The following is a 22,055-nucleotide window of genomic DNA, read 5'->3' on the forward strand; positions in this document are numbered from 1 at the left end:
GCCGGGCTCTGCCCGGCTGCTCCAAAACGCCTACCATCCCATCACGTTTCTGATGGCAGGCCACCCCATGACCCAGACCTTCAACCACCGCCGCGCCGCCTTCCGCGCCCTGCACGCCGATGGCTGTTTCGTGCTGCCCAATCCGTGGGACATCGGCAGCGCCCGCTACCTGCATGACCTGGGCTTCAAGGCCCTCGCCAGCACCAGTTCGGGTGTGGCCTGGAGCCTCGGCCGCGCCGATGGCCAGCTGTCGCTGGACGACACCCTCGCCCACCTGCGCGACCTGGTCGCGGCAACGCCGCTGCCGGTGAACGCCGACTTCGGCGATGGCTTCGGCGGTGACCCTGCCGGGGTCGATGCCGCCGTCATCCGCGCCATCGCCACCGGCGTTGCCGGCATTTCCATCGAAGATGCCTCCCCCGACCCGGATCACCCGCTGCGCGCGCTGGACGACGCCGTGGCGCGCGTGCGCGCCGCCCGCGCGGCGATCGACCGTTCGGGCGAAGACGTGCTGCTGATCGGCCGTGCCGAGAACTTCTTCGTCGGCCGGCCCGATCTGGACGACACGATCACGCGCCTGCGTGCCTACGCACAGGCCGGCGCAGACTGCCTGTATGCACCGGGCATCAGCACCCGCGAACAGATCGAGGCCGTGGTCGCCGCCGTCGCCCCGAAGCCGGTGAACCTGCTGGTCGGCAGCGCCGTGCCATTCACGCTGCAGGACATCGCCGCCATGGGCGTACGCCGGGTCAGCGTCGGCGGCGCCATGGCCCGCACCGCCTGGGGCGGCCTGATGCGCGCCGCGCAGCAGATCCACGCCGAAGGCCGCTTCGACGGCTTCGCTGATGCGGCCAGCGGCACTGCGCTGAACCAGCTGTTCCGCTGACGGCGCGCGCCGCCTGGATCAGTGCGCCAGGGCGTAATCGATCGCCGCGCACACCGCGGCCACCTGGGCATCGTTGCACTGCTGCGGGGTGGCGCGCGGGCTGTCCGGGTAGACCTCGGTGGTGGTGGTGTAGGTCGCACCGGTGATGCTGGCGCACAGGCCAAGCTTCTTCAGCGGGTACTCGATCACGCCCGGCGCAACCACCGGCGAACCGATGATCTCGTTTTTCTCATCGGCCGGCGCGATATGCGTCACCTGCTCCACCGCCGCGTTGACCGCCTGCTGGAACGCCGGCTGCGGGTTCTCGCTGTCGTCCACCAGGTAGAAGCCATCGGGAATCAGACCCGGCTCGAACGCCTTGCCATCGCGTGCGGCCAGCGCCGGGCGGAACTCGCTCTCGTCGCTGTCGGTGGTTTCATGCATGTCGATATGCATGCGCATGCCGTCGCGCAGCGGTGCCACCAGCGCCATCAGCGCCGCCGATTCCTGCGCCGGGCTGTCGGCCACGAACGAGCGGTTCGGGTCGATCGCATCGGCATTCCAGCGCTGGATGCGCTCATAGCCCCAGGGGCTCACGCACGGCGCCACCAGCACGTTGGCGCGGCCCGCATAGTCGGCGGCACGCGTGGCCAGGAACTGCAGCGCACCTTCCACGCCGCTGGTTTCATAGCCATGCACACCGCCGGTGACCAGCACCGACGGCAGCGCCGGATTCCAGTCGCGGCTGCGCACGGCGAACAGCGGGTAGCTGTGCGGTGCATAGTCGAGCGTACCGTACTGCACCACATCGAACCGCTCGCGCAGCGTCTCCAGCACCGGCAGCACATCGTCGGCATAGTGCCGCACCGGTACCTGCCGCGCCCGCCACTGCGCCTTTTCGTCGGCGCCCCACGCCTGGCCAGGGGTGCCGATGGGATAGAAGCGGGTGTCGTTCATGGCAGAGCTCGCGGGTGGTCACGGAAGAGCGCCATTTTAGCCTGCGTCCGGCTGTCGTTCGATGGCGGAGCGGTATTGCGCCTCGGTTACCTGCTCCAGCCACGTCACCGGCGAGCCGTCCACGGATTCGGCGATGGCAATCTGGGTCATCGCCACATCGGGCCTTGCACCGTGCCAATGCTTCACGCCCGGCGGAATCCAGACGATGTCGCCCGGGCGGATCTCCTGCGCGGGCTTGCCCCACTCCTGCACGCTGCCCACGCCGGACGTCACGATCAGGGTCTGACCCAGTGGATGGGTATGCCATGCGGTGCGCGCGCCGGGTTCGAAGGTGACCGTGGCGCCGCCGGTTCGGGCCGGTGCGTCGGTGCTGAACGGCGCATCGATGCGGACGGTGCCGGTGAAGTAATCTTTCGAACCGGCCGCGGAGGCGGTGGTGCCAGAGGGTGTGATGCGGATTGGCGCGGCATCAGCGCGGGTAGACGCGGTCATCGGTGTGCTCCTGCGGGCTGGGGTACCGGTAGGGTCGCATCCCAATCGACTGCACGTGATGATGATCGCATCGATAGCGGCATGACAATCATCAAAGCCCCGCGTGTGTGCGTGCAGAACGCCTACTCCGATCATGGGTCATGCCGCCATCGGTTGTTGAGCCCCCATCACACCGCTTGAGTTCATCAATGCCGTGCGCCCATGATGTGGGCGCATGACTGCCATGCGCCCCCTGCCCCACCCCATGGCCCGTGAAAATTTCAACGACCTGCAGGTCTTCGTCATCGTGGCGCGCGAGCGCAGCTTCACCCGTGCCGCCGCGCAGCTGGGCGTCTCGCAATCCGCGCTGAGCCACACCGTGCGCGGGCTGGAGGAACGGCTGGGGGTGCGGCTGCTGACCCGCACCACGCGCAGCGTGTCGATGACCGAGGCCGGCGAGCGGCTGTACGAGAGTGTTGCGCCGCGCCTGGAAGAGATCGAGGCCGAGCTGGCCGCCGTCGCCGAGTACCGCGACCACCCGGCCGGCACGATCCGCATCACCACCTCGGAACATGTGGCCAACCGGATCGTCTGGCCGCGGCTGGCCGCGGTGCTGCCGCGCTACCCCGACCTGAAGGTCGAGCTGACCGTGGACTACGGCATGGCCGATATCGTGGCCCAGCGCTATGACATCGGCATCCGGTTAGGCGACCGCGTGGCCCAGGACATGATCGCGGTGCCGATCAGCGGGCCGCAGCGCATGGCCATTGTCGCCAGCCCCGGCTACTTCCAGCGCCACACGGCGCCGCAGGTACCGGCCGACCTGGCCGCGCACGACTGCATCGGCCTGCGCCTGCCCACCCACGGCGGCCTGATGGTCTGGGATCTGCACAAGGACGGCCAGAACGTGAACGTGCGTGTGGACGGGCAATGGACCTTCAACAGCAGCGTGGCCATCCACCGCGCCGCGTTGGCCGGCGCCGGGCTGGCGTATCTGCTGGAAGACATGGTGCTGGAGGATGTCGCCGCCGGCCGCCTGCAGCGGGTGATGCTGGACTGGTGCGATGTCTTTGCCGGGTTTCATGCGTATTACCCCAGCCGCCGGCAGTCTTCGAGCGCGCTGCGCGTGGTGATTGAGGCGTTGCGGGCGTAGCGGCGCGTTCCAAACTGCGACTGTGCGCCGGCGGGGGACCGCGCCTGTTTCCGATCAAGGGTCATGCCGCCACCGCACGTGGACCGGCCACGTGCAGTCGATTGGGATGCGACCCTACCAGTGCGCAATCCCGCGCAATTCCGCAATTCCGCACGTCCCGCACGTCCCCGCCGCAGCCGGCAGCACGCTGCCTGCGGCGGAATCTCTTTACGGGCGCAGCAGCACCTTGCCGTTGCGGCCCGGCTCGAGGCTGGCCTTGGCGGCTTCCGCCACCTGGTCCAGCCCGAACACCGCATCCACGGGCAGGCTCAGTCCGCCCGCGGCTGCCAGCTTCAACAGCTCACCGACCAGCCGGCGCTTGTCGTCCGGCGCCATGGCCTGGCTGACCTTGCTGCCCCAGAAGCCCTTCACCGTGGCCTGCTTGAAGATCACGTCGCCCGAGCCGATCTGCATCGGCTCGCCGGTCATCGAGCCGAACGACACCAGCGTGCCGCCCTCGGCCAGCAGCGTCATCAGCTCGCCGCTGGCGCGGCCGCCGACCGAGTCCACCGCCGCCACGATCGCACCGTTGCCCACCCGCGCCTTCACCTGTTCGATCCAGTCCGCCTGCGCGGTGGAAACGGTGTTGTCGATGCCCAAAGCCTCCATCTCCGCCACGCCGGCATCGCGGCGAACCAGGTTGAGGCAATGCACGCCACGCGCTTTGGCCAGCATCGCCAGCGCCTTGCCGACCGCGCCATTGGCCGCGTTCTGCAGGATCCACTGGCCCGGCTCCACCTGCAGGAACTCCAGCAGCATCAGCGCGCTCAACGGCATGGCGATCAGCTGCGCGGCGGTGTTGTCATCGATGCTGTCCGGCATCGGGATCACCATCCGCGCCGGTGCGATGAACTGCTCGGCCCAGCTCCCGTGCACCGAGGCGGCGCTCACCCGCTGGCCGATCTGCAGGCCGGTGACGCCCTCGCCCAGCGCGTCGATCACGCCGGTACCCTCGCTACCGCCGATGGCCGGCAACGTCGGCTTGTAGCCGTACTGGCCACGCACCGTCCACAGGTCATGGTTGTGGATGGGGGCGAGCACGGTGCGGATCCGCACTTCGCCTGCAGACGGTTCCGGGGTGGGCATCTCGCCGCCGTGGAGCACCACGGTCGGGTCACCAAACTTGTCATGGAGTGCAACGCGCATGGGGGTCTCCTTCTACGAATCCAGGGGCGCCGGCCGGAGCCGGCGACGATCAACGGCGGTGACGGTGCGCCGCCACCACGCCGGTGCGCGGCGTGCGCCAGGCGCGCGCGCGCAGCAACAGGGTCTGCAGCACCAGCAGTGCTGCGACGGCCAGCGCCAGCACGGCGACCGTGTCGGCGCCCGGCAGGCGCCATTCCGACTGCTTCACGTACACGCCCACCAGCGCCCACACCACCGCGGCCGGATAGGCGAAGTGGCCGCGCAGCCGGTGGTTCATGGTCCAGGCCAGCAGCGTGGCGATGGCCAGCAGCACCAGGCTCCACGACAGCATGTTGCCGGTGGGCAGCCACTGGTAGGCCACCACCACCTGGGCGGTGTTGAGGAAGGCGGCCATGCTCAACCAGCCGGCATGCAGCGCCAGCGGGTAGGCGGCGAAGGCACGCTGGCCGGCACTGGCCGTAGCCGGTGCGGCACGCTGGGCGGCCACCAGCAGGCACAGCAACGCGGACCAGATGATCAGCAGCGCCGGAATGAACCACTGATTGGAGAACACCGGCATCCACACCGCGGTGAGCACGAAGCCCGTTGCGGCCCAGCCGCGCACGCGGGCATTGTCATCGGGCTTGCGCCGGCGCAGCTGCCAGAACCCGAACAGCAGGTTCCACAGGAAGATGACGCCCCAGATGGAGAACGCATAGCCGGCCGCCACCAGCAAGGTGGGGTGACGGTCTGAAATCGCACCGTTGGTCGGGCCGAACTGACCGGTCTGGGACAACCACGCCACCGCTGGCATGGCCAATGCGGCCAACAACACGATCCAACGCATGCACCCGCTCCTGCTCAAAGAGCGCTGACGATACGCGCATTCTGGTTAAGAAGGTGCCATGGCCAACGGCGTACCCACCAACGGTGGGCACCTACCACAATGGCGCGGGCCACGGCATTGCACGTGCCCCGGAATGGCGAGCGCCACGGCATTGCACGTGCGCCGGTAGCGCACCACCGTTGGTGGTGCGACGCACGATCAACCCAGCTCAGGGTGCTCGTGGCTGTGCTTGAGGCCCTTCAATGCACCGTTGCCACCCACGAAATGCCGCACGATCGGCGCGTGTTCGTTGCGATGAAGCGCCCTCACCTTCTCCTGCAATGCCCGGTCCTCGGCGGTCACGCGCTCATGCTGGCGCAGGTGCTCGATCCACGAACTGGTCACGAAATACTCCAGGTGCACGCCCGGGGTGGCCACGTCCTCGGCCACGCTCCAGATCACCGCACCGTCGCGGCGCCGGGTGCGCCCCAGCTCGCCCATCAATGCGTGGAATGCCGCGCGGTCGGCATCGTCGATGCGGTATTCCACGGTGACCAGCACCGGGCCACGATCGTGCGTGACCGGTACCGCCAGCTCCGGCGCAGGCCAGTGACCGGCCGGGCGCAGGTCCAGTTCTTCGCTGCCGGCGATGCGCACGCGCCACACCAGCAGGCCGGCGATCACCGCGCCGATCGCGGCGGCGGTCAGGGCGGTCGTGATCGAGGTGCGCTGGGCAATGCTGCCCCAGCTCAGGCCGCCCGCCGCCATGCCCAGCGAGAACACCATGATGTACAGCGACAATGCACGCGCGCGCACCCAGGCCGGCACCGCGGTCTGCGCGGCGATCTGCAGCGAGGACAGCACGGTGATCCACGCGAAACCATTGACCAGCATGGCCACCGGCAGCAATGCCATGTGGCGCAGCCAGGCCAGCCCCAACAGGCTGAGCGCACAGGCCAGCGTGGCCAGCAGCACCAGCAGGTCGCGATCCATCCGCGCGCGCAGGCGCGGCAACAGCAGCGCGCCGCTGACCGCACCGATGCCGATGCAGCCCAGCAGCAGGCCATAGGTGCCCGCCCCGCCGTGCAGCTCGCCACGGACTACCAGCGGCAGCAGGGCGGTGAGCGCGCTGGCGAAGAAGAAGAATCCCGCGGATTTGATCAATACCGCCTGCAGGCGGCCGGCCCGCATCGCATAGCGCAGGCCCGCGCGCAGGCCCGCACCGAAGCCCTCTGGCGGCAGGCTCGACGCCTGGGCATCGGTCTTCCAGTTGATCAACACCCACAGCATGGCCGCAAAGCTCAGCGCGTTCAGGCCGAACGCCCAGCCGGCGCCGAGCTGCGACACGATCAGGCCACCGATGGCCGGGCCGAGCGAGCGCGCGATGTTGATGCCGATCGAGTTCAGCGCCACGGCCGAGGCCAGCATCGGGCGCGGCACCAGCTCGGACACGATGGCCGCCTGCGCGGGCATGGCCATGGCGGCACCGCAGCCCATGGCGAAGGTCAGCGCCACCAGCAGCGGTGGGGTCAGCATCGACAGCGCGGTGAGCGTGGCCAACGTGGCGGCGACCAGCAGCATCCAGCCCTGGGTGAATAGCAGGTAGCGGCGTCGGTCGACAATGTCGGCCAGGGTGCCGGCCACCAGCGCCAACAGCACCACCGGCACGGTGGTGGCCGACTGCACCAGCGCCACCATCAACGGCGAGCCGGTCCGCTCGGCCATCACCCATGCCGCGGCGACATCGTTGACCCAGGTACCGACGTTGCTGCCCAGAATGGCCAGCCACATCGTGCGGAACAGCCGGATCTTCAGCGGTGACCACGCGCCGGCGGCGGCGTTGCGGACGGTATCTACCATTGCCATGCTCCTACTACCGATGCAAACAGGGTGTCGCGGCCACCGGCCGCACGCAGGCCGTGGCCGGCCTCGAACCAGGCCAGCTGGCCTTTCCAGGTCCAGTGATTGCTGGCCTGCCAACTGGTTTCCCACTTGTACTGCTGGCCGATCCGCCGGGGCGTGCCGGCGGTGCCGGGTACCGCCGCCAGTGGCGCAGGCGTGGTGTAGATGGCGTCGCTGCGCTGGTGCTTCCAGGCCAGCTGCACGCCAAGTTCCGTGCTCACATTCGCGTGTGGCGCCAGCGTCAGCGTCGGCTGCACATCCATCAGGTTGGCCGGTGCGAGCAGGCTGGCCTCGCTGAAGTACGCCGACTTCGGGTACATCGCATTGAAGGTCCCCAGCCGGGTGTCGCTGGCGTTGCGGTCGCCGCTGGCGATGTCCAGCTTCACGCCGAGCCGCGGCTGCCACGGCGCATCGGGCCAGCGCACGCCGCTGTCGCTGGCCAGCGTCCACGCGCGGATGGCCAGGTCGCCCTGCCCGCGCGCCAGCGTGCCGCGCTGCGCGACCACTTCGATGTTGGCATCCCAGCGCGGGTGCCGCGCGAACCAGCGCGTGCCCAGCGAGGTGCGGCGCTCGTCGCCGACCGCACTGGCGAAGCGTGCGCCATCGCATCCGTAGTCGAGAAGGTACAGGTCCAGCCCGTTGCCAGCGCGGGCGCCCTGCCAGGTGGCATAGCCGCCGAGCAGATGCTGGCCGCGATCGCTGCGGTCGTCGAACGCGCCACTGTGGTTGTCCACCGGCCGCAACGCCATCACATCGAGGGTGAAGGCACGCTGTTGCCAACGGGCGCGCACGCCATCGAAGGCGAGCCGGATGTTCGGGCCATCGCGCACCGACAGCAGCCGCGAACTGCCGTACGCCACTTCCTGCCGCCCCAGCTGCCAACCGAGGCGTTCGCCCTGCCAGCGCACATAGCCCTGCTGCAGGTCGAGCGCGCCGCGGTCGGTGCCGCCCGGTCCGCCGTCGCGCCCCTGCTCGGCATGCACGCCCAGCTGCACCCTGCCTTCCCAGCGGTCACGCCGGAGCGCCACCGAGCTCAGCGCGCGCAGCAGGCCATAGCCATCCTCGCGCCCCTGTATGCCGAAGCGGGTCGGGTCGTAGTACATGCCGCGCAGCCGCAGCGAGGCGTCCAGCTGCGCCTCGCCACCGCCGTCCAGTGCAATGCAGCGGCCCGTTGCATCGGGCGCACACGCGACCGCCAGCGACGGCAGCGCCGCCGCCACTGCCAGGCTCAGAACGCGAAGCACGAACATCCCAGCGCGCCCCAGAATGCGTTCGGCGCATCGGTCGGCACCGCGTGCGCTGCCGCGTGGCCATGGCCATGCGTGCGGCACGCGCCGCCGTGGGCATGCGCGTGCGCCACCAGGCCCGTGGCCGCACCGCCCACGTGGTAACCGCCGAAGCGGTTCACCGGCGACCAGTCCGGCATCGCCGGCGGCAGCGTCGGCGCCAGCGGGCCGAATTCGCCGTCGCCGTGCACCACCCGCCCACCGACCACGGTCAGCACGCTCGTGATATCGGCAATCGCGGCATCGTCGACCGCGAAGAAGTCCGAGGACAGCACGCAGAAGTCGGCCAGCTGGCCGACGGCCAGCGTGCCCTTGCGGCCATCGTCGCCGGAGAACCACGCACTGCCCTGCGTCCACAGGCGCAGCGCTTCTTCGCGTTCGAGCAGGTTCTCTTCGCCATACAACGCCAGGCCACCCACAGTGCGGCCGGTGACCAGCCATGACAGCGCCACCCAGGGGTTGTAGCTGGCCACGCGGGTGGCGTCGGTGCCGGCGCCGACCGGCACGCCGGCCTGCAGCATGCGCCGCACCGGCGGCGTGTGCCGGGCCGCCTCGGCGCCGTAGCGTTGCACGAAGGCCTCGCCCTGGTAGGCCATGCGGTGCTGGATGGCGAGGCCGCCGCCGAGTGTGCGGATCCGGTCGATGTTGCGCGGGGTGATGGTCTCGGCGTGGTCGATGAACCAGTGCAGGCCATCGAACGGGATCTCGCGGTTGACATGCTCGTACACGTCCAGGATGCGGTCGATGCTCTCGTCGTAGGTGGCGTGGATGCGGAACGGCCAGCGCTTCTCGACCAGCAGCTTGACCACCTCCTCCAGCTCCGGCTCCATGCCCGGCGGCAGTTCGGGGCGGGGTTCGTTGAACAGTTCGAAATCGGCCGCCGAGAACACCAGCATTTCGCCGGCACCGTTGTGGCGCAGCAGGTCATCGCCCTGGCGTGGGGCCAGGATCTCGCTCCAGTGCTGGAAGTCCTGGACCTCCTTGCCCTTGTTCTGGGTGAACAGGTTGTAGGCGATGCGCACCGTCAACTCGCCGTCGCGGTGCAGCTGCTCGATGACCTGGTAATCCTCGGGGTAGTTCTGGAAGCCGCCGCCGGCGTCGATCACCGAGGTGATGCCCAGCCGGTTCAGCTCGCGCATGAAGTGGCGGGTGGAATTGGCCTGGTATTCGATCGGCAGCCGCGGGCCCTTGGCCAGCGTGGCGTACAGAATCAGCGCGTTGGGTTTGGCCAGCAGCAGGCCGGTGGGGTTGCCGAGGCTGTCGCGCGCGATCTGCCCACCGGGCGGGTCCGGGGTGTTCCTGTCGTAGCCGCAGGCGCGCAGCGCGGCGCGGTTGAGCAGCGCGCGGTCATACAGGTGCAGCAGGAACACCGGGGTGTCGGGCGCGATGGCGTTGAGTTCGGCCAGCGTCGGCAGGCGTTTTTCGATGAACTGCTCGGCGGTGAAGCCGCCCACCACCCTGACCCACTGCGGCGCCGGTGTGTTGTCGACCTGGGCCTTCAGCATCGCCATCGCATCGGACAGCGAGCGCAGCCCGTCCCAGCGCAGTTCCAGGTTGTAGTTGAGCCCGCCGCGAATGAGGTGCGTGTGGCTGTCGTTGAGCCCAGGCACCAGCCGGCGGCCGCCGGCGTCGATCACGGTGGCGCCGGTCAGGCCGGCACGCACGTCGGCCTCGACACCGATCGCGGCGATGCGACCGTCCACCACCGCCAGTGCGTCGGCCTGTGGCAGGCGCGGGTCCAAGGTGGTGATGCGGGCGTTGCGGATGAGCAGCGTGGACATGGGGTTCTCCAACGAATCAGCAAAGGCGCGCCCGGCTATATCGCGCGCAGCGCGAAGTTGCCGGGCCCGGCCAGGGCGATGACGCACAGCGCCAGCGTCCAGAACAACGGGTATTCGATACCGCCGCGCATCCAGAACCAGCCTTTCGGCAGCGCCAGCAGCGCGGTGAAGGCGAGGAACAGCGCGGCGATGACGGCGGCGATGCGGGTCTGCCAGCCCAGCAGAACGGCCAGCCCGCACAGCACCTGCACGCTCGCCAGCAGCAGCGGCAGCGGTGCGGGCGCCGGCAACCGGTAGCCGCGCAGTTCGTCGGCGAACCCGGCCAGGCCGGGCCCTCCGAACCAGCCGAACAGCTTGCCCAGTGCGTGCGGCAACAGGAAACCGCCGGCCGCCACCCGCAGCACCAGCAGCCCGACGTCCAGGCCGACCGCGCTACTCACCTCAATGGCCGCCTTCCTGCGCGCCGAACATCGCCTTGGCGTACTGGATGCCGAGGCCATAGCCACCGGCGTGCTCGCGGGCAATGCCGGTGGTGAGGCCGTAGGTCTCCGCACGGGCCCAGTCACGCTGCAGTTCCAGCAGATACTGCACGGAAGTGATCGGTACCGCACCGGCCTGCACCATCCGCATGACGGCGCGCTCGTGGGCCTCGTCGCTGACATCGCCGCAGGCGTCGGTGATCACGTACACCTCGAAGCCCTGTTCGATCGCCGACAGCGCCGGACCGACGATGCACACGCCGGTCCACAGCCCGGCAAGCACCAGGCGCTGCTGGCCGATGCGGTTGATCTCCGCGATCACCGGCGCATCCTCCCAGGTGTTCATCGAGGTCCGGTCGAAGACCTGCTGGCCCGGGAAGACCGCCGGCAGTTCCGGGAACAGCGGGCCGGAGAACGAGGTCTCGGCCACGGTGGTCAGTACCACCGGCACCTTGAAGCCCGCCGCACCCTTGGCGATGAGCGAGACGTTGTTGCGCAGCGCGGCGATGTCGATCGAACGCGTGGCGAAGGCCATCTGCGACTGGAAGTCGATCAGGACCAGGGCGTGGTTGGTGGGCGACAGCAGCGAGGTGCCGGGCACGGCGGTGGCGGTGGTCATCAGGCGTCCTTGGGAAGGCAACTCAGGGGATGCGCCATGGTCACCCCGCGCGCATGCGCGCCCTACCCTCATATGGGTGGTGGCCGCGGCTACCCTTTCGGGGGATGGCGCGTTGCGTTGGTTCCCGGACTGCCCCCAGCCTGCGACAATCCGCACACCTCCAGCGGCGCTGGCGACGCAATCCGGAGATTCCGCATGACCCCCACGCCCCCACCGATCGGCATCCTGGTGGTCGACGACCATCCGCTGCTGCGCGATGGCCTTGCCGCGCTGCTGGACATGCAGCCGGACATGCGCCTGCTGGGCGAAGCCGGCGATGGCGAGGAAGCGGTGACCCAGTACCTGGCGCTGCGCCCGGACGTGGTGCTGATGGACCTGCAGCTGCCGAAGGTGGACGGCGAAGAGGCCATCGCCCGCATCCGCCAGCATGACCCGCGCGCGCGCATCATCGTGCTCACCACCTATCGCGGCGACGTCCGCGCGGTACGTGCGTTGCAGGCGGGCGCCAGCGGCTACCTGCTCAAGGACATGCTCCGTCACGAACTGGTGGACACCATCCGCACCGTGCACAGCGGCCGCCGCGCCGGCATTCCCGCGACCTTGGCGGCCAGCATCGCCGCACATGTGGTGGAAGACAGCCTGTCGCCGCGCGAAACCGAGGTGCTGGGCCACGTCGCCAGCGGCTGCTCGAACAAGGGCATCGGCGAGCGGATGGGCATCTCCGAGCAGACCGTCAAGGCGCACATGAAGAACATCATGGAGAAGCTCGGCGCCCGCGACCGCACCCATGCGGTCACCCTCGCCCTCAAGCGCGGCATCATCAGCCTCGACACCGACCCGTAGTGACGGCCCATGGCCGTCAACCACGCACCACCGGAACGAAGCCGATCAGCGCAAACGCACCACCAGACTGGCGACCGCGGCGACCGTCGCCAGCGTCGCCACGCCCGTCCACCCGAAGTGCGCCAATACCACCGCGCCCAGCGCCCCACCCGCTGCCATGCCCAGGAACACGCCGGTGAACAGCAGCGCGTTGAGCCGGCTGCGCGCTTCCGGCGCGAGTCCGTAGACCAGCGTCTGGTGCGATACCAGCGCGGCCTGGAAGCCGAAGTCGAACACCACTGCACTGATGGCCAGCAACGGCAGGATCGCCGCGCGTGGCAGCCACGCATCCAGCAGCAGCATGGCGAAGCCGAGCAACGCGATCCCAATGGCGATCCGCGCCACCGCGTGGCTGCCCAGCCGGTCGGCCCAGCGCCCGGCCAGCGGCGCGGCCAGCGCGCCCGCCGCACCGGCAATGCCGAACGCACCGGCCACCGCACTGCCCAGCTGGAAGCGGCTGTGCAGCATCACGGCCAGGGTCGACCAGAACGCACTGAACCCCACCGCCAACAGCCCCTGCGCCAACACCGCACGGCGCAGCTGCGGCTGCGCGCGCCACAGGTGGGCCAGCGAACGCAGCAGCGCCGGGTAACGCAATGACGTGGTGGGCGCCAGGTGCGGCAGCTCACGCGCCAGTGTCAGTGCCATCAGCACCACGGATACCGCGGCGATGCCGAACATCGCCCGCCAGCCCAGCGCCTGCGCGACCAGTCCGCTCGCCACGCGCGAGAGCAGGATGCCCAGCAGCAGCCCGGTCATTACCTTGCCCACCACCGCGCCGCGCTCGGCCTCGGGAGCCAGCATCGCTGCGGTGGGCACCACATCCTGGGCCACGGTGGCCATCAGGCCGATCAGCAGGCTGGTCAGCAGCAGCGTCGGCAGGCTGCCGGCGAGCGCGGCGGTCGCCAGCGCCGCGGCCAGGATCAGTGACTTGAGCAGGATCAACCGGCGCCGGTCGACCCGGTCGCCCAGTGGTGCCAGCAGCAGGATGCCCAGCGCGTAGCCCAACTGAGTCAGCGTGGGCACCATGCCGGTGGCCTGCGGTTCGCTGCCCAGCCCGCTGGCGATGACCCCCAGCATCGGCTGGCTGTAATAGATGGACGCCACCGAAAACCCGGCACCCGCCGCCATCGCCACGATCAGCCGCGACGGCACGGCGGCCTGCGCCGGGGCCAGGGAGGGGTTATGCACGATGGACATGCGCTGCTCCACGCAAAGAAAGTGGCGCCACTTTGGCGTGCGCGGAAACAGCCGTGTAGTAGGCTGGGAGGCATAACGATCATACGAGGGCCGTATGAGCACAACCCCTATACCGACCGGCGCGGACCGGATCGACCTGCTTCATACCTTCGTGCGCATCGTCGACAGCGGCAGCCTCTCGGCGGCCGCCGTGCAGCTGGGCACCACCCAGCCCACCGTCAGCCGCCGGCTGCAGGCACTGGAGCGCTTGTTCGGCCTGCATCTGATCAAGCGCTCCACCCACCAGATGACGCTCACCGAAGACGGCGAGCGCTGCTACGCCCACGCCCGCGCGCTGGTGGACGACTGGGACGCGATCCAGGCCGACCTGCGCGGTGAAGTCGATGTGCCGCGCGGTCGCCTGCGGGTGGTGGTGCCGCACGCCTTCGGCCAGGCCCAGCTGCTCGATCCGATGCTGCAGTTCATGGCTCGCCACCCGCAGGTCACGCTGGAATGGATGCTGGAAGACCAGCCGCCGGATTTCATCGCCGACGGCATCGACTGCGCGATCCGGGTCGGCGGCGTGCACGAACCGCATCTTGTGGCGGTTCCGCTCGCCGAAGTGCCGCGCATCGTGATCGCCGCCCCCGCACTGCTGGGCACGGCCGACCCGCACGACCCCGCGCTGTTGCCGCAGTTGCCGTGGATCGCCCTGACCACCTTCTACCGCGAGCGCTTCAGCCTGCTGCCTGCCGACGATGGCCCCGCGCTGCGGGTGGACATCCAGCCACGCCTGCTGACCGACAACCTGTTCGTGGTGCGCCGTGCCGCGCTGTCCGGGCTGGGCGCTGCGGTGGTGTCGGCCTGGCTGGTGGCCGACGACCTGCGTGATGGGCAGCTGCTGCAACTGGTGCCCGGTTGGGAAGCGCCGCCGCTACCCGTGCACCTGGTATATCCGGCGTCCCGGCAGATCCCCTCGCGCCTGCGCGCCTTCATCGACGCGATGAAGGCCAGCCTGCCGCAGACCCATGGGATGCGGGCGTTGCCGCTGCCCCCGCGCCCGGCCAGCCGCTGAGTTTGCACTGCCTTTACAACATAGCCTCTGCTATATTGCGCGCATGAGCGCGGACCCGACCTCCCCGTCGACCGGCGCGTGGCCCCAGCCCACCGGCGACGGCCCCAGCCTGGGCGACATGCATGCCAGTGTTGCCGTCCCCAGTGGCGGCCATTGGTGGTTCCGGCTGCTGGCCTTCCTGGGCCCGGGCTACATGGTCTCGGTCGGCTACATGGACCCGGGCAACTGGGCCACCGACATTGCCGGTGGCGCCCGCTTCGGCTATCTGCTGCTGTCGGTGATCCTGCTCTCCAACCTGATGGCGATCGTGCTGCAGGGCCTGTCCGCGCGGTTGGGCATCGCCACCGGCCGCGACCTTGCCCAGGCCTGTCGCGACCATTTCTCCAAGCCGGTGAACCTCGGCCTGTGGGTGCTGTGCGAGATCGCCATCATTGCCTGCGACCTCGCCGAGGTGATCGGCACCGCCATCGCGCTGAAGCTGCTGTTCGGCCTGCCGCTGGTGATGGGCGCGATCATCACGGCGGTGGACGTGGTGCTGGTGCTTTGGCTCATGCACCGGGGATTCCGTGCACTCGAAGCCTTCGTGATCGCCCTGCTGCTGGTGATCTTCGCCTGCTTCGCCGTGCAGATCGCGCTGGCCGCGCCTCCCCTGCACGCGGTACTGGGTGGCTTCATTCCGCGTGCGGAAGTGGTGACCAACCCGCACGCGCTGTACCTGGCCATCGGCATCATCGGGGCCACGGTGATGCCGCACAACCTCTACCTGCATTCGTCCATCGTGCAGACCCGCGCCTACCCGCGTACCGACAGCGGGCGCCGCAGCGCGTTGCGCTGGGCGGTCACCGACAGCACCATCGCGTTGATGCTGGCGTTGTTCATCAACGCCTCCATCCTGATCCTCGCCGCCGCGGTGTTCCATGCGCAGGGCCGCACCGATGTGCAGGAGATCGAGCAGGCCTACGAGCTGCTCTCGCCGATGCTGGGCGTGGGGTTGGCGTCGACCCTGTTCGCGGTGGCGCTGCTCGCCTCGGGCATCAATTCCACCGTGACCGCCACGCTGGCCGGGCAGATCGTCATGGAAGGCTTCCTGCGCCTGCGCATCGCGCCATGGGCGCGGCGCCTGATCACGCGCGGCATCGCGATCGTGCCGGTGGTGATCGTGACGGCCATCTATGGCGAACAAGGCACCGCGCGGCTGCTGGTGCTCAGCCAGGTGTTGCTGTCCATGCAGCTGCCGTTCGCGGTGATTCCGCTGGTGCTGTTCGTCGGCAACAAGGCACGCATGGGCGCACTGGTGGCGCCGAAGTGGTTGTTGACGCTGGCGTGGGTGATTGCCGCGGTGATCGTGGTGTTGAACGTGAAGCTGTTGGTTGAGACGGTGGGGTGGTAGCCGATGCGCGCGGAATAGGATCCGGATACATCGGCTCTTGACCTCAAGCATGGTTGAGGTGGCATGGTGTGCGCATTCCCTGTCGGATGCACGTATGACCAACGCCCCCTTGCCCCCCTCCCAACACGATCTCTGGAATGGCCCTGCCGGCGATGCGTGGGTACAGGCGCAGACCCTGCTCGACGGCATGTTCGCGCCGTTCGAGCCCCTGCTGGCCGATCCCCTTGCCGCCCATCCCGACGCGCAGGTGCTGGACGTGGGCTGCGGGACCGGGGCGGTGAGCCTGGCCATTGCCGACCGGCTCGGCCTCGCCGGGCACTGCACGGGCGTGGACATTTCCGCGCCAATGATCGCGGTCGCGCGCGAGCGCGCGGCCGCGGCCGGCAAGGACATCGACTTCATCGTTGCCGACGCCCAGCAGCATGCCTTCGCCCCCGCCAGCCTCGACCACATCGTGTCGCGGTTCGGGGTGATGTTCTTCAACGATCCCGTGCAGGCCTTCCGCCGCCTGCGCGAAGCCTTGCGTGATGGCGGCAGCCTGCACGCCATCGCCTGGCGCAGCCCGGCCGAGAACGCGTTCATGACCACCGCCGAACGTGCCGCCGCGCCGCTGCTTGCGCTGCCCCCGCGCGCGGCCGACGGCCCCGGGCAGTTCGCGTTCGCCGACGCCGGCAAGGTGCAGGCCCTGCTGCGCGACAGTGGCTGGCGCGGTATCGAAATTACACCGCTGGACGTCCGCTGCAGCATCGCCCGCGACGATCTGCCCACCTACGTGTCGCTGCTCGGGCCGGTCGGCCAGGCGTTGCGGGCGGAAGGGTTGGATCCGGCCACGCGGGCGTCGGTGCTGGCGACGGTCGTCGATGCGTTCGCGCCGTTCGTGCAGGGCGACCGGGTGGTGTTCACCGCCGCGTGCTGGTCGGTGCGGGCGGAATAGAACGCCCGCCGTCACAGCCCCCCCACCATTCGTCCCAGACCGGTTGCCATTCGCCCCCACGCCAATGACAGCAAGGGTTGGCAGGCACATGCTGCAGCCATCCCCCCTTGCTGCGGACGCCCATGAAACGTCGTGACTGCCTGAAAGCCGGCCTCGCCCTGCCCCTGCTTCCGCTGGTCAACAAGGCCGCCGCTGCCCTCCCGGTCCGGTCCGCCGCCGGCCTGACCCGGGTTCGCCCGGGTACCGCCGGCTGGCCCAGCCCGAGCAACTGGAACCAGCTGTCCGACGCCGTCGGCGGCCGCCTGTCGGTGCCGGTCTCGCCCTTTCTCGGCGACGCCGCTACCCGCAGCGAGGCGCTGGCGCAGCTCCGCAATCCGTTCTTCATCGGCGACCAGCCCGCCCTCACCCAGACCAGCGGCTACCACGGCGCCTGGCTGTCCCGGCCCAGCGCACGGGTGGTCAGCGCCGCCAACAGTGCCGATGTCGCCGCAGCGGTCAACTTCGCCCGCCGCCATCGGCTGCGGCTGGTGGTCAAATGCGGCGGCCACAGCTACCACGGCACGTCGTGCGCCCCGGACTCGCTGCTGGTCTGGACCCGCGCCATGAACCAGGTCGAGCTGCATGAGGCCTTCATCGCGCAGGGTGCGGCGGCCGGCACCGCCACGCAGCCGGCGGTCAGCGTGGGGGCCGGCGCGATGTGGATCGATGCCTACAACGCGGTCACCACCCACGGCGGGCGCTACGTGCAGGGCGGTGGCTGCACCTCGGTGGGCGTGACCGGCCTGGTCACCGGCGGTGGCTTCGGCAGTTTCTCCAAGGCGTTCGGGACCGCGGCGGCCAACCTGATCGAGGCCGAAGTCGTGACCGCCGACGGGCAGATCCGCGTGGTCAACGCAGACCAGGAACCCGATCTGTTCTGGGCGCTGAAAGGCGGCTGCGCCGGCAGCTTCGGTGTGGTCACCCGCATGACCCTGCGCACCCATGCCCTGCCCGCCACGTTCGGCGGCGTGTCGCTGAAGGTGCAGGCCGACAGCGACGACAGTTGGCGCGCGCTCGCCGCCGAGGTGCTGCGCTTCTACCGCGACAGCCTGTGCAACCCGCAGTGGGGCGAACAACTGCGCTTCGGCGACGAACGCACGCTCGGGGTATCGATGGTCTTCCAGGGGCTGGGCCAGGACGCCGCCGCTGCTGTGTGGGCCCCGTTCGTCGCGTGGCTCGCCGCGCGGCCGCAGTACACCGTGCTGGAGCCGCTGCAGGCCTTGGCGCTGCCAGCGCAGCACATGTGGGACGCGGACTTCTTCCGCAAACATGCACCACAGCTGATTGCCGAAGACACCCGCCCCGATGCACCGCGCATGCGCATGCTGTGGAAAGGCGACCAGGGCCAGGTGGGCTGGTACCTGCACGGGTATGCCTCGGCCTGGATGCCGTCGGCCCTGCTCGGCGATGCGCAGCGCGAGGCCGCCGCGGCCGCGATCTGTGCGGCGGCGGCGCACATGCCGGTCGAACTGCATTGCAACAAGGGGCTGTTCGGTGCGCCGGCCGACGCGCTCGCCGCGAGCCGTGCGACCGCTACCCATCCTGCCGTGCTGGACGCGTTCGCGCTGGCCCTGATCGGCAACGCCGGCGGCCCGGCCTACGCCGGCAGTGGCGGCACGGTCGATGAAGCCGATGCCCGCGAGGGTGCGGCGCGGGTGCAGCGCGCCTACCAGCAACTGCGCACCCTGCTGCCGGCCGCACCCACCTACGTCTCCGAGTGCGACTACTTCCAGCGCGACTGGCAGCAGTCGTTCTGGGGTCCGAACTACCCGCGCCTGCTGGCCGCAAAACGCCGGTACGACCCCGAGGGGCTGTTCGTGATCCATCACGGCGTGGGCAGCGAGGACTGGAGCGCGGACGGCTTCGAGCGGCGGCGCTGACGGGGACGCGGCAGGTGCGCCCGGAGGCACTCTGCCGTAGCCTGCGGGGCACTCGTCCACCCTCGGAGATCGCCCCGTGCCTGCGTCCAACCCCGTCGTTGCCGTTCCCGTCGCGCTCTGTCTCGCCATCGCCTGCGCACTGCTGCCCGCCACCGCCCACGCACAGTCCGCGCCGACGGCGGTACAGGCACCGGCAGCCGCCGCCAGCAGCTTCAACACGCTGCTCGACGCGCAGACCATGGGCGCGATCAACGCCGACCCCGAGCTGCGCACGCTGCTGGGCATCAGCGGCGATGGCGTGGGCGATCTTTCCGACCGGCTCACCGATGTCTCGCTGGCGCAGCGCGACGTCAACCGGCGCATGCTCGCCGACAACCTGGCGGCCATCAAGGCCTGGAAGGGCGCGCCGCTGGATCCGCAGCAGCAGCTCAGCGATGGCCTGGCGCGCTGGTTCTACCAGGCCCAGATCGACCTGATGGCGGTGCCGTGGTCGGCGGCGTGGTTGCCGGTCGGCGGCAGCACCTACGCGGTGGACCAGCTGTTCAGCCTGCCGGTGAACCTGCCGCAGTTCTTCGACAACCAGCATGCCGTCACCGACCTGACCAGTGCGCGCCATTACATCGCACGGTTGAACGCGATGGGCACCAAGCTCGACCAGGTGCGCGCCAATGTCGACCTGCAGGCCGACCAGGGCGTGGTGCCACCCGAAGTGGCGTTGAGCGGTGCCGCCACCCAGTTCCGTACGTTGCTGCAGCCAGCCCCGGCAGACAGCCTCTGGGTGCAGTCGCTGCGGCGCAAGCTGGACAAACTGCCGGCCATTCCGGCCGCCGAGCGCGCCGCGTTGCTGGAGCAGGCCACCGTTGCCGTGCGCGATTCGGTCAACCCCGGCTACCAGCGCCTGCTCGACCGCGTGCAGGCCCTGCTGGCCACACGCCCGGGCAACAAGGGCATCTGGGCGGTGCCGCACGGCGATGCGTACTACGATGCGGCACTGCGCTGGTATACGAGCACCGACCTGAGCGCCGATGCCATCCACCAGATCGGGCTGGACGAAGTGGCGCGCCTGGAAAAGGCCATGGACGCGCGCCTGCGCCAGCTCGGCCTGCGCGACGGCAGCGTCGCGTCACGTATCGCGCAGCTGCGTGAGGACCCGCGCTATCGGTACGCCGACAGCGACGCCGGGCGCAAGCACCTGATCGGCGACATCGAACAGCGCCTGCGCGATCTGGACCCGATCCTGCCCACCTGGTTCGGCCACCTGCCGCCGCAGAAGCTGGTGGTCCTGCCGGTGCCCGCGCACATGCAGGCGACGTCACCGGGCGGCTACTACTACCCACCGGCGATGGACGGCTCGCGACCGGGCACGTTCTTCATCAACCTGGGTGATATCGACTCCAACACGCGCTGGAGCATTCCCACCCTCACCTACCACGAGGGCTCGCCCGGCCATCACTTCCAGATCTCGATCGGGCAGACCCTGACCGACCTGCCGATGCTGCGCCGCAGCCTCAATCCCAGCGCCTTCAGCGAGGGCTGGGCGCTGTATGCCGAACAGCTGATGGCCGAGGCCGGTGTGTACAAGGACGACCCGGCCGGCGACCTGGGCCGCCTGCAGGCCGAAATGTTCCGCTCGGTGCGGCTGGTGCTCGACACCGGCCTGCACCGAAAGCGCTGGACGCCCGAGCAGGCCATCGCCTACATGCAGGAGAAGACCGGCATGACGGAATCGGAGGTGCGCGTCGAGGTCAACCGCTACCTGGTCCAGCCCGGCCAGGCGGCGTCGTACAAGATGGGCCAGCTGCGGCTGCTGGCGCTGCGCGAAAAAGCACGCCGCGCGCTGGGGGATCGTTTCGACATCCGCGCCTTCCACGACCTGATCCTGGGCAACGGTGCGTTGCCGATGACCGTCGTCGAACAGGCGGTGGATGCGTGGGTAGCCGCCGGCGGCGTCGCACCACGCCGCGCGCCCTGACCCGTAGAAATACCTAGGGCGCGTCGGTGTAACTCCGGTTGTCCGCACTGCATCGGGTGCGCACAGTGAGGGCATGGCCTGGCAGCAGGCCCGGCCCCACAGGAGAGCACCATGCGCCCATCTGGAACCTGCCTGTTGCTGGTGATGTTGCTGACAGCGCCACTGGCGTGGTCATCCACCGCGAGCGCCGCGCCACCTGCCGCAGGGAATGCGACGTCGACGTCTACGGCCAGCCTGGACCCCGAGGCGATCACCGCACTCACCCGCATGGGCAAGGCGCTGCGTGCCCTGCCGCAGTTCACGATGGCGGCCACCACCCGCACCGACTACGTGCTCGACGATGGCCAGAAGCTGGCGTTGGCCGGTACGGTCGACTACAAGGTGCTGGGGCCGGACCACTTCTTCGTGGAGATCCGCAGCGAGCACCAGCACCGCCAGCTGTTCTACGACGGGCATACGCTGACGATCTACTCGCCCCGGCAGAAGTACTACGCCGCCATCGAGCACCTGGACCGCAGCAGCCAGGCCCTGCTCAGCGATTCGGCCACCCGGCTGGGCGTGGAGTTTCCGCTGGCCGACCTGTTCCTGTGGGGCACGCCGGGCTTTCCCACCGACCGCCTGGTATCCGCGCTGCTGGTCGGCAGTGAGCGCATCGATGACGAGCCCACCCGGCATTACGCGTTCCGCCAGCCCGGCGTGGATTGGCAGGTGTGGATCTCCGACGCCACCGGACTGCCGCGCCAGTTGCTGATCACCAGCCACACCGATCCCGCACTCCCCAGCTACCAGGCCACGTTGCGGTGGGACACGAAGCGGCCCGTTGCGGCGAAGGATCTGGTGTTCCGGCCGGACGGCGCCACCCGGATTGCATTCGTGCCGGCCGCACCGACCGACGACGACGCTGGCAACGGAGACCGCTGACATGCAGACCTACACCGCGCTCCGCACCGGTCTTCTCACTGCCTTGTTGTGCTCGATGGCCGGGTCGCTGCTGGTACCCGCCGACGCCCAGGCCCGCCCGGGACTGCGCGGCTTCGCCCATCCTTCGATTGCCAGCCACGGCGGGTTTGGTGGCGGCGGCTTCAGCCCGCATCCAGGCATCCGGCCGGGGCCCGAACCGGGGCCTCACCCGGGACCTGGACCGGGACCTGGACCTGGACCTGGTCCTCATCCCGGACCGGGTCCAGGGCCGGGTCCGGGA

19 protein-coding genes are annotated in these 22,055 nt (G+C 69.5%); 9 read left to right on the forward strand and 10 right to left on the reverse strand.

Annotated features, from left to right (window positions below):
• Positions 1 to 67 precede the first annotated feature (67 nt).
• Complete coding sequence (locus ACREPD_RS16730) at positions 68 to 886, forward strand: isocitrate lyase/PEP mutase family protein (RefSeq protein ID WP_431600378.1); 819 nt, start codon at positions 68 to 70, stop codon at positions 884 to 886.
• Between the two features lie 18 nt (positions 887 to 904).
• Here ACREPD_RS16730 and ACREPD_RS16735 read toward each other — a convergent pair whose 3' ends face one another.
• A complete protein-coding gene (locus ACREPD_RS16735; protein WP_431600379.1) occupies positions 905 to 1,822 on the reverse strand; it encodes a M14 family metallopeptidase in 918 nt (305 codons plus the stop codon).
• Between the two features lie 36 nt (positions 1,823 to 1,858).
• Positions 1,859 to 2,314, reverse strand: a complete 456-nt coding sequence (locus tag ACREPD_RS16740) for a (R)-mandelonitrile lyase (protein ID WP_431600380.1) — start codon at positions 2,312 to 2,314, stop codon at positions 1,859 to 1,861.
• Positions 2,315 to 2,558: 244 nt separating this feature from the next.
• On the opposite strand from ACREPD_RS16740, the gene ACREPD_RS16745 reads away from it, so the two are divergent.
• A complete protein-coding gene (locus ACREPD_RS16745; protein WP_431600395.1) occupies positions 2,559 to 3,446 on the forward strand; it encodes a LysR family transcriptional regulator in 888 nt (295 codons plus the stop codon).
• 207 nt (positions 3,447 to 3,653) lie between these two features.
• Here ACREPD_RS16745 and ACREPD_RS16750 read toward each other — a convergent pair whose 3' ends face one another.
• From ACREPD_RS16750 to ACREPD_RS16780, 7 genes are all read right to left on the reverse strand, one after another.
• A complete protein-coding gene (locus tag ACREPD_RS16750; RefSeq protein ID WP_431600381.1) occupies positions 3,654 to 4,631 on the reverse strand; it encodes a zinc-binding dehydrogenase in 978 nt (325 codons plus the stop codon).
• 49 nt (positions 4,632 to 4,680) lie between these two features.
• Complete coding sequence (locus ACREPD_RS16755) at positions 4,681 to 5,457, reverse strand: hypothetical protein (RefSeq protein WP_431600382.1); 777 nt, start codon at positions 5,455 to 5,457, stop codon at positions 4,681 to 4,683.
• Positions 5,458 to 5,655: 198 nt separating this feature from the next.
• Positions 5,656 to 7,296 carry an MFS transporter gene (locus ACREPD_RS16760; protein ID WP_431600383.1) on the reverse strand — a complete coding sequence of 547 codons (1,641 nt, stop codon included), beginning with the start codon at positions 7,294 to 7,296 and terminating at the stop codon, positions 5,656 to 5,658.
• Positions 7,290 to 8,588 (reverse strand): alginate export family protein, encoded by a 1,299-nt coding sequence (locus ACREPD_RS16765; protein ID WP_431600384.1) that lies wholly within the window; start codon positions 8,586 to 8,588, stop codon positions 7,290 to 7,292. Before ACREPD_RS16765 ends, ACREPD_RS16760 begins: the two co-directional genes overlap by 7 nt.
• The gene (locus tag ACREPD_RS16770) at positions 8,567 to 10,405 is read right to left on the reverse strand and encodes an amidohydrolase (RefSeq protein WP_431600385.1); all 1,839 of its coding nucleotides are present in this window, start codon (positions 10,403 to 10,405) and stop codon (positions 8,567 to 8,569) included. The genes ACREPD_RS16765 and ACREPD_RS16770 overlap by 22 nt, the downstream gene beginning before the upstream one ends.
• A 35-nt stretch (positions 10,406 to 10,440) precedes the next feature.
• The gene (locus ACREPD_RS16775; protein WP_431600386.1) at positions 10,441 to 10,845 is read right to left on the reverse strand and encodes a DoxX family protein; all 405 of its coding nucleotides are present in this window, start codon (positions 10,843 to 10,845) and stop codon (positions 10,441 to 10,443) included.
• Between the two features lies 1 nt (position 10,846).
• Entirely contained in the window at positions 10,847 to 11,503 is a 657-nt protein-coding gene (locus tag ACREPD_RS16780; RefSeq protein WP_431600387.1) for a hydrolase, read from the reverse strand.
• A gap of 195 nt (positions 11,504 to 11,698) precedes the next feature.
• Between ACREPD_RS16780 and ACREPD_RS16785 the strand changes: the two genes are divergently transcribed.
• Complete coding sequence (locus ACREPD_RS16785; RefSeq protein ID WP_431600388.1) at positions 11,699 to 12,346, forward strand: response regulator; 648 nt, start codon at positions 11,699 to 11,701, stop codon at positions 12,344 to 12,346.
• Between the two features lie 45 nt (positions 12,347 to 12,391).
• Here ACREPD_RS16785 and ACREPD_RS16790 read toward each other — a convergent pair whose 3' ends face one another.
• Positions 12,392 to 13,516 (reverse strand): MFS transporter, encoded by a 1,125-nt coding sequence (locus ACREPD_RS16790; RefSeq protein WP_431600396.1) that lies wholly within the window; start codon positions 13,514 to 13,516, stop codon positions 12,392 to 12,394.
• Between the two features lie 163 nt (positions 13,517 to 13,679).
• Between ACREPD_RS16790 and ACREPD_RS16795 the strand changes: the two genes are divergently transcribed.
• The 6 genes from ACREPD_RS16795 to ACREPD_RS16820 all read left to right on the forward strand — a co-directional run bounded on the left by ACREPD_RS16795 (position 13,680) and on the right by ACREPD_RS16820 (position 21,775).
• A complete protein-coding gene (locus ACREPD_RS16795) occupies positions 13,680 to 14,639 on the forward strand; it encodes a LysR family transcriptional regulator (protein WP_431600389.1) in 960 nt (319 codons plus the stop codon).
• Between the two features lie 43 nt (positions 14,640 to 14,682).
• On the forward strand, positions 14,683 to 16,029 hold the full coding sequence (locus ACREPD_RS16800) for an Nramp family divalent metal transporter (protein WP_431600390.1): 1,347 nt from the start codon (positions 14,683 to 14,685) through the stop codon (positions 16,027 to 16,029).
• Positions 16,030 to 16,123: 94 nt separating this feature from the next.
• Positions 16,124 to 16,963, forward strand: a complete 840-nt coding sequence (locus tag ACREPD_RS16805; RefSeq protein WP_431600391.1) for a class I SAM-dependent methyltransferase — start codon at positions 16,124 to 16,126, stop codon at positions 16,961 to 16,963.
• Between the two features lie 122 nt (positions 16,964 to 17,085).
• The gene (locus ACREPD_RS16810; protein WP_431600392.1) at positions 17,086 to 18,882 is read left to right on the forward strand and encodes an FAD-binding protein; all 1,797 of its coding nucleotides are present in this window, start codon (positions 17,086 to 17,088) and stop codon (positions 18,880 to 18,882) included.
• Between the two features lie 76 nt (positions 18,883 to 18,958).
• Positions 18,959 to 20,854, forward strand: a complete 1,896-nt coding sequence (locus ACREPD_RS16815) for a DUF885 domain-containing protein (protein WP_431600393.1) — start codon at positions 18,959 to 18,961, stop codon at positions 20,852 to 20,854.
• Between the two features lie 111 nt (positions 20,855 to 20,965).
• Positions 20,966 to 21,775, forward strand: coding sequence for a DUF2092 domain-containing protein (locus ACREPD_RS16820; protein ID WP_431600394.1), 810 nt, complete (start codon positions 20,966 to 20,968; stop codon positions 21,773 to 21,775).
• The last annotated feature ends 280 nt before the right edge of the window (positions 21,776 to 22,055 follow it).

This window comes from Stenotrophomonas sp., assembly GCF_050737075.1.
Lineage (GTDB): Bacteria > Pseudomonadota > Gammaproteobacteria > Xanthomonadales > Xanthomonadaceae > Stenotrophomonas.

Coding starts and splice junctions, on each gene's coding strand:
- ACREPD_RS16730 (WP_431600378.1), top strand. CDS start 68: ATGACCCAGACCTTCAACCACCGCCGCGCCGCCTTCCGCGCCCTGCAC.
- ACREPD_RS16735 (WP_431600379.1), bottom strand. CDS start 1,822: ATGAACGACACCCGCTTCTATCCCATCGGCACCCCTGGCCAGGCGTGG.
- ACREPD_RS16740 (WP_431600380.1), bottom strand. CDS start 2,314: ATGACCGCGTCTACCCGCGCTGATGCCGCGCCAATCCGCATCACACCC.
- ACREPD_RS16745 (WP_431600395.1), top strand. CDS start 2,559: ATGGCCCGTGAAAATTTCAACGACCTGCAGGTCTTCGTCATCGTGGCG.
- ACREPD_RS16750 (WP_431600381.1), bottom strand. CDS start 4,631: ATGCGCGTTGCACTCCATGACAAGTTTGGTGACCCGACCGTGGTGCTC.
- ACREPD_RS16755 (WP_431600382.1), bottom strand. CDS start 5,457: ATGCGTTGGATCGTGTTGTTGGCCGCATTGGCCATGCCAGCGGTGGCG.
- ACREPD_RS16760 (WP_431600383.1), bottom strand. CDS start 7,296: ATGGTAGATACCGTCCGCAACGCCGCCGCCGGCGCGTGGTCACCGCTG.
- ACREPD_RS16765 (WP_431600384.1), bottom strand. CDS start 8,588: ATGTTCGTGCTTCGCGTTCTGAGCCTGGCAGTGGCGGCGGCGCTGCCG.
- ACREPD_RS16770 (WP_431600385.1), bottom strand. CDS start 10,405: ATGTCCACGCTGCTCATCCGCAACGCCCGCATCACCACCTTGGACCCG.
- ACREPD_RS16780 (WP_431600387.1), bottom strand. CDS start 11,503: ATGACCACCGCCACCGCCGTGCCCGGCACCTCGCTGCTGTCGCCCACC.
- ACREPD_RS16785 (WP_431600388.1), top strand. CDS start 11,699: ATGACCCCCACGCCCCCACCGATCGGCATCCTGGTGGTCGACGACCAT.
- ACREPD_RS16790 (WP_431600396.1), bottom strand. CDS start 13,516: ATGGCGGCGGGTGCCGGGTTTTCGGTGGCGTCCATCTATTACAGCCAG.
- ACREPD_RS16795 (WP_431600389.1), top strand. CDS start 13,680: ATGAGCACAACCCCTATACCGACCGGCGCGGACCGGATCGACCTGCTT.
- ACREPD_RS16800 (WP_431600390.1), top strand. CDS start 14,683: ATGAGCGCGGACCCGACCTCCCCGTCGACCGGCGCGTGGCCCCAGCCC.
- ACREPD_RS16805 (WP_431600391.1), top strand. CDS start 16,124: ATGACCAACGCCCCCTTGCCCCCCTCCCAACACGATCTCTGGAATGGC.
- ACREPD_RS16810 (WP_431600392.1), top strand. CDS start 17,086: ATGAAACGTCGTGACTGCCTGAAAGCCGGCCTCGCCCTGCCCCTGCTT.
- ACREPD_RS16820 (WP_431600394.1), top strand. CDS start 20,966: ATGCGCCCATCTGGAACCTGCCTGTTGCTGGTGATGTTGCTGACAGCG.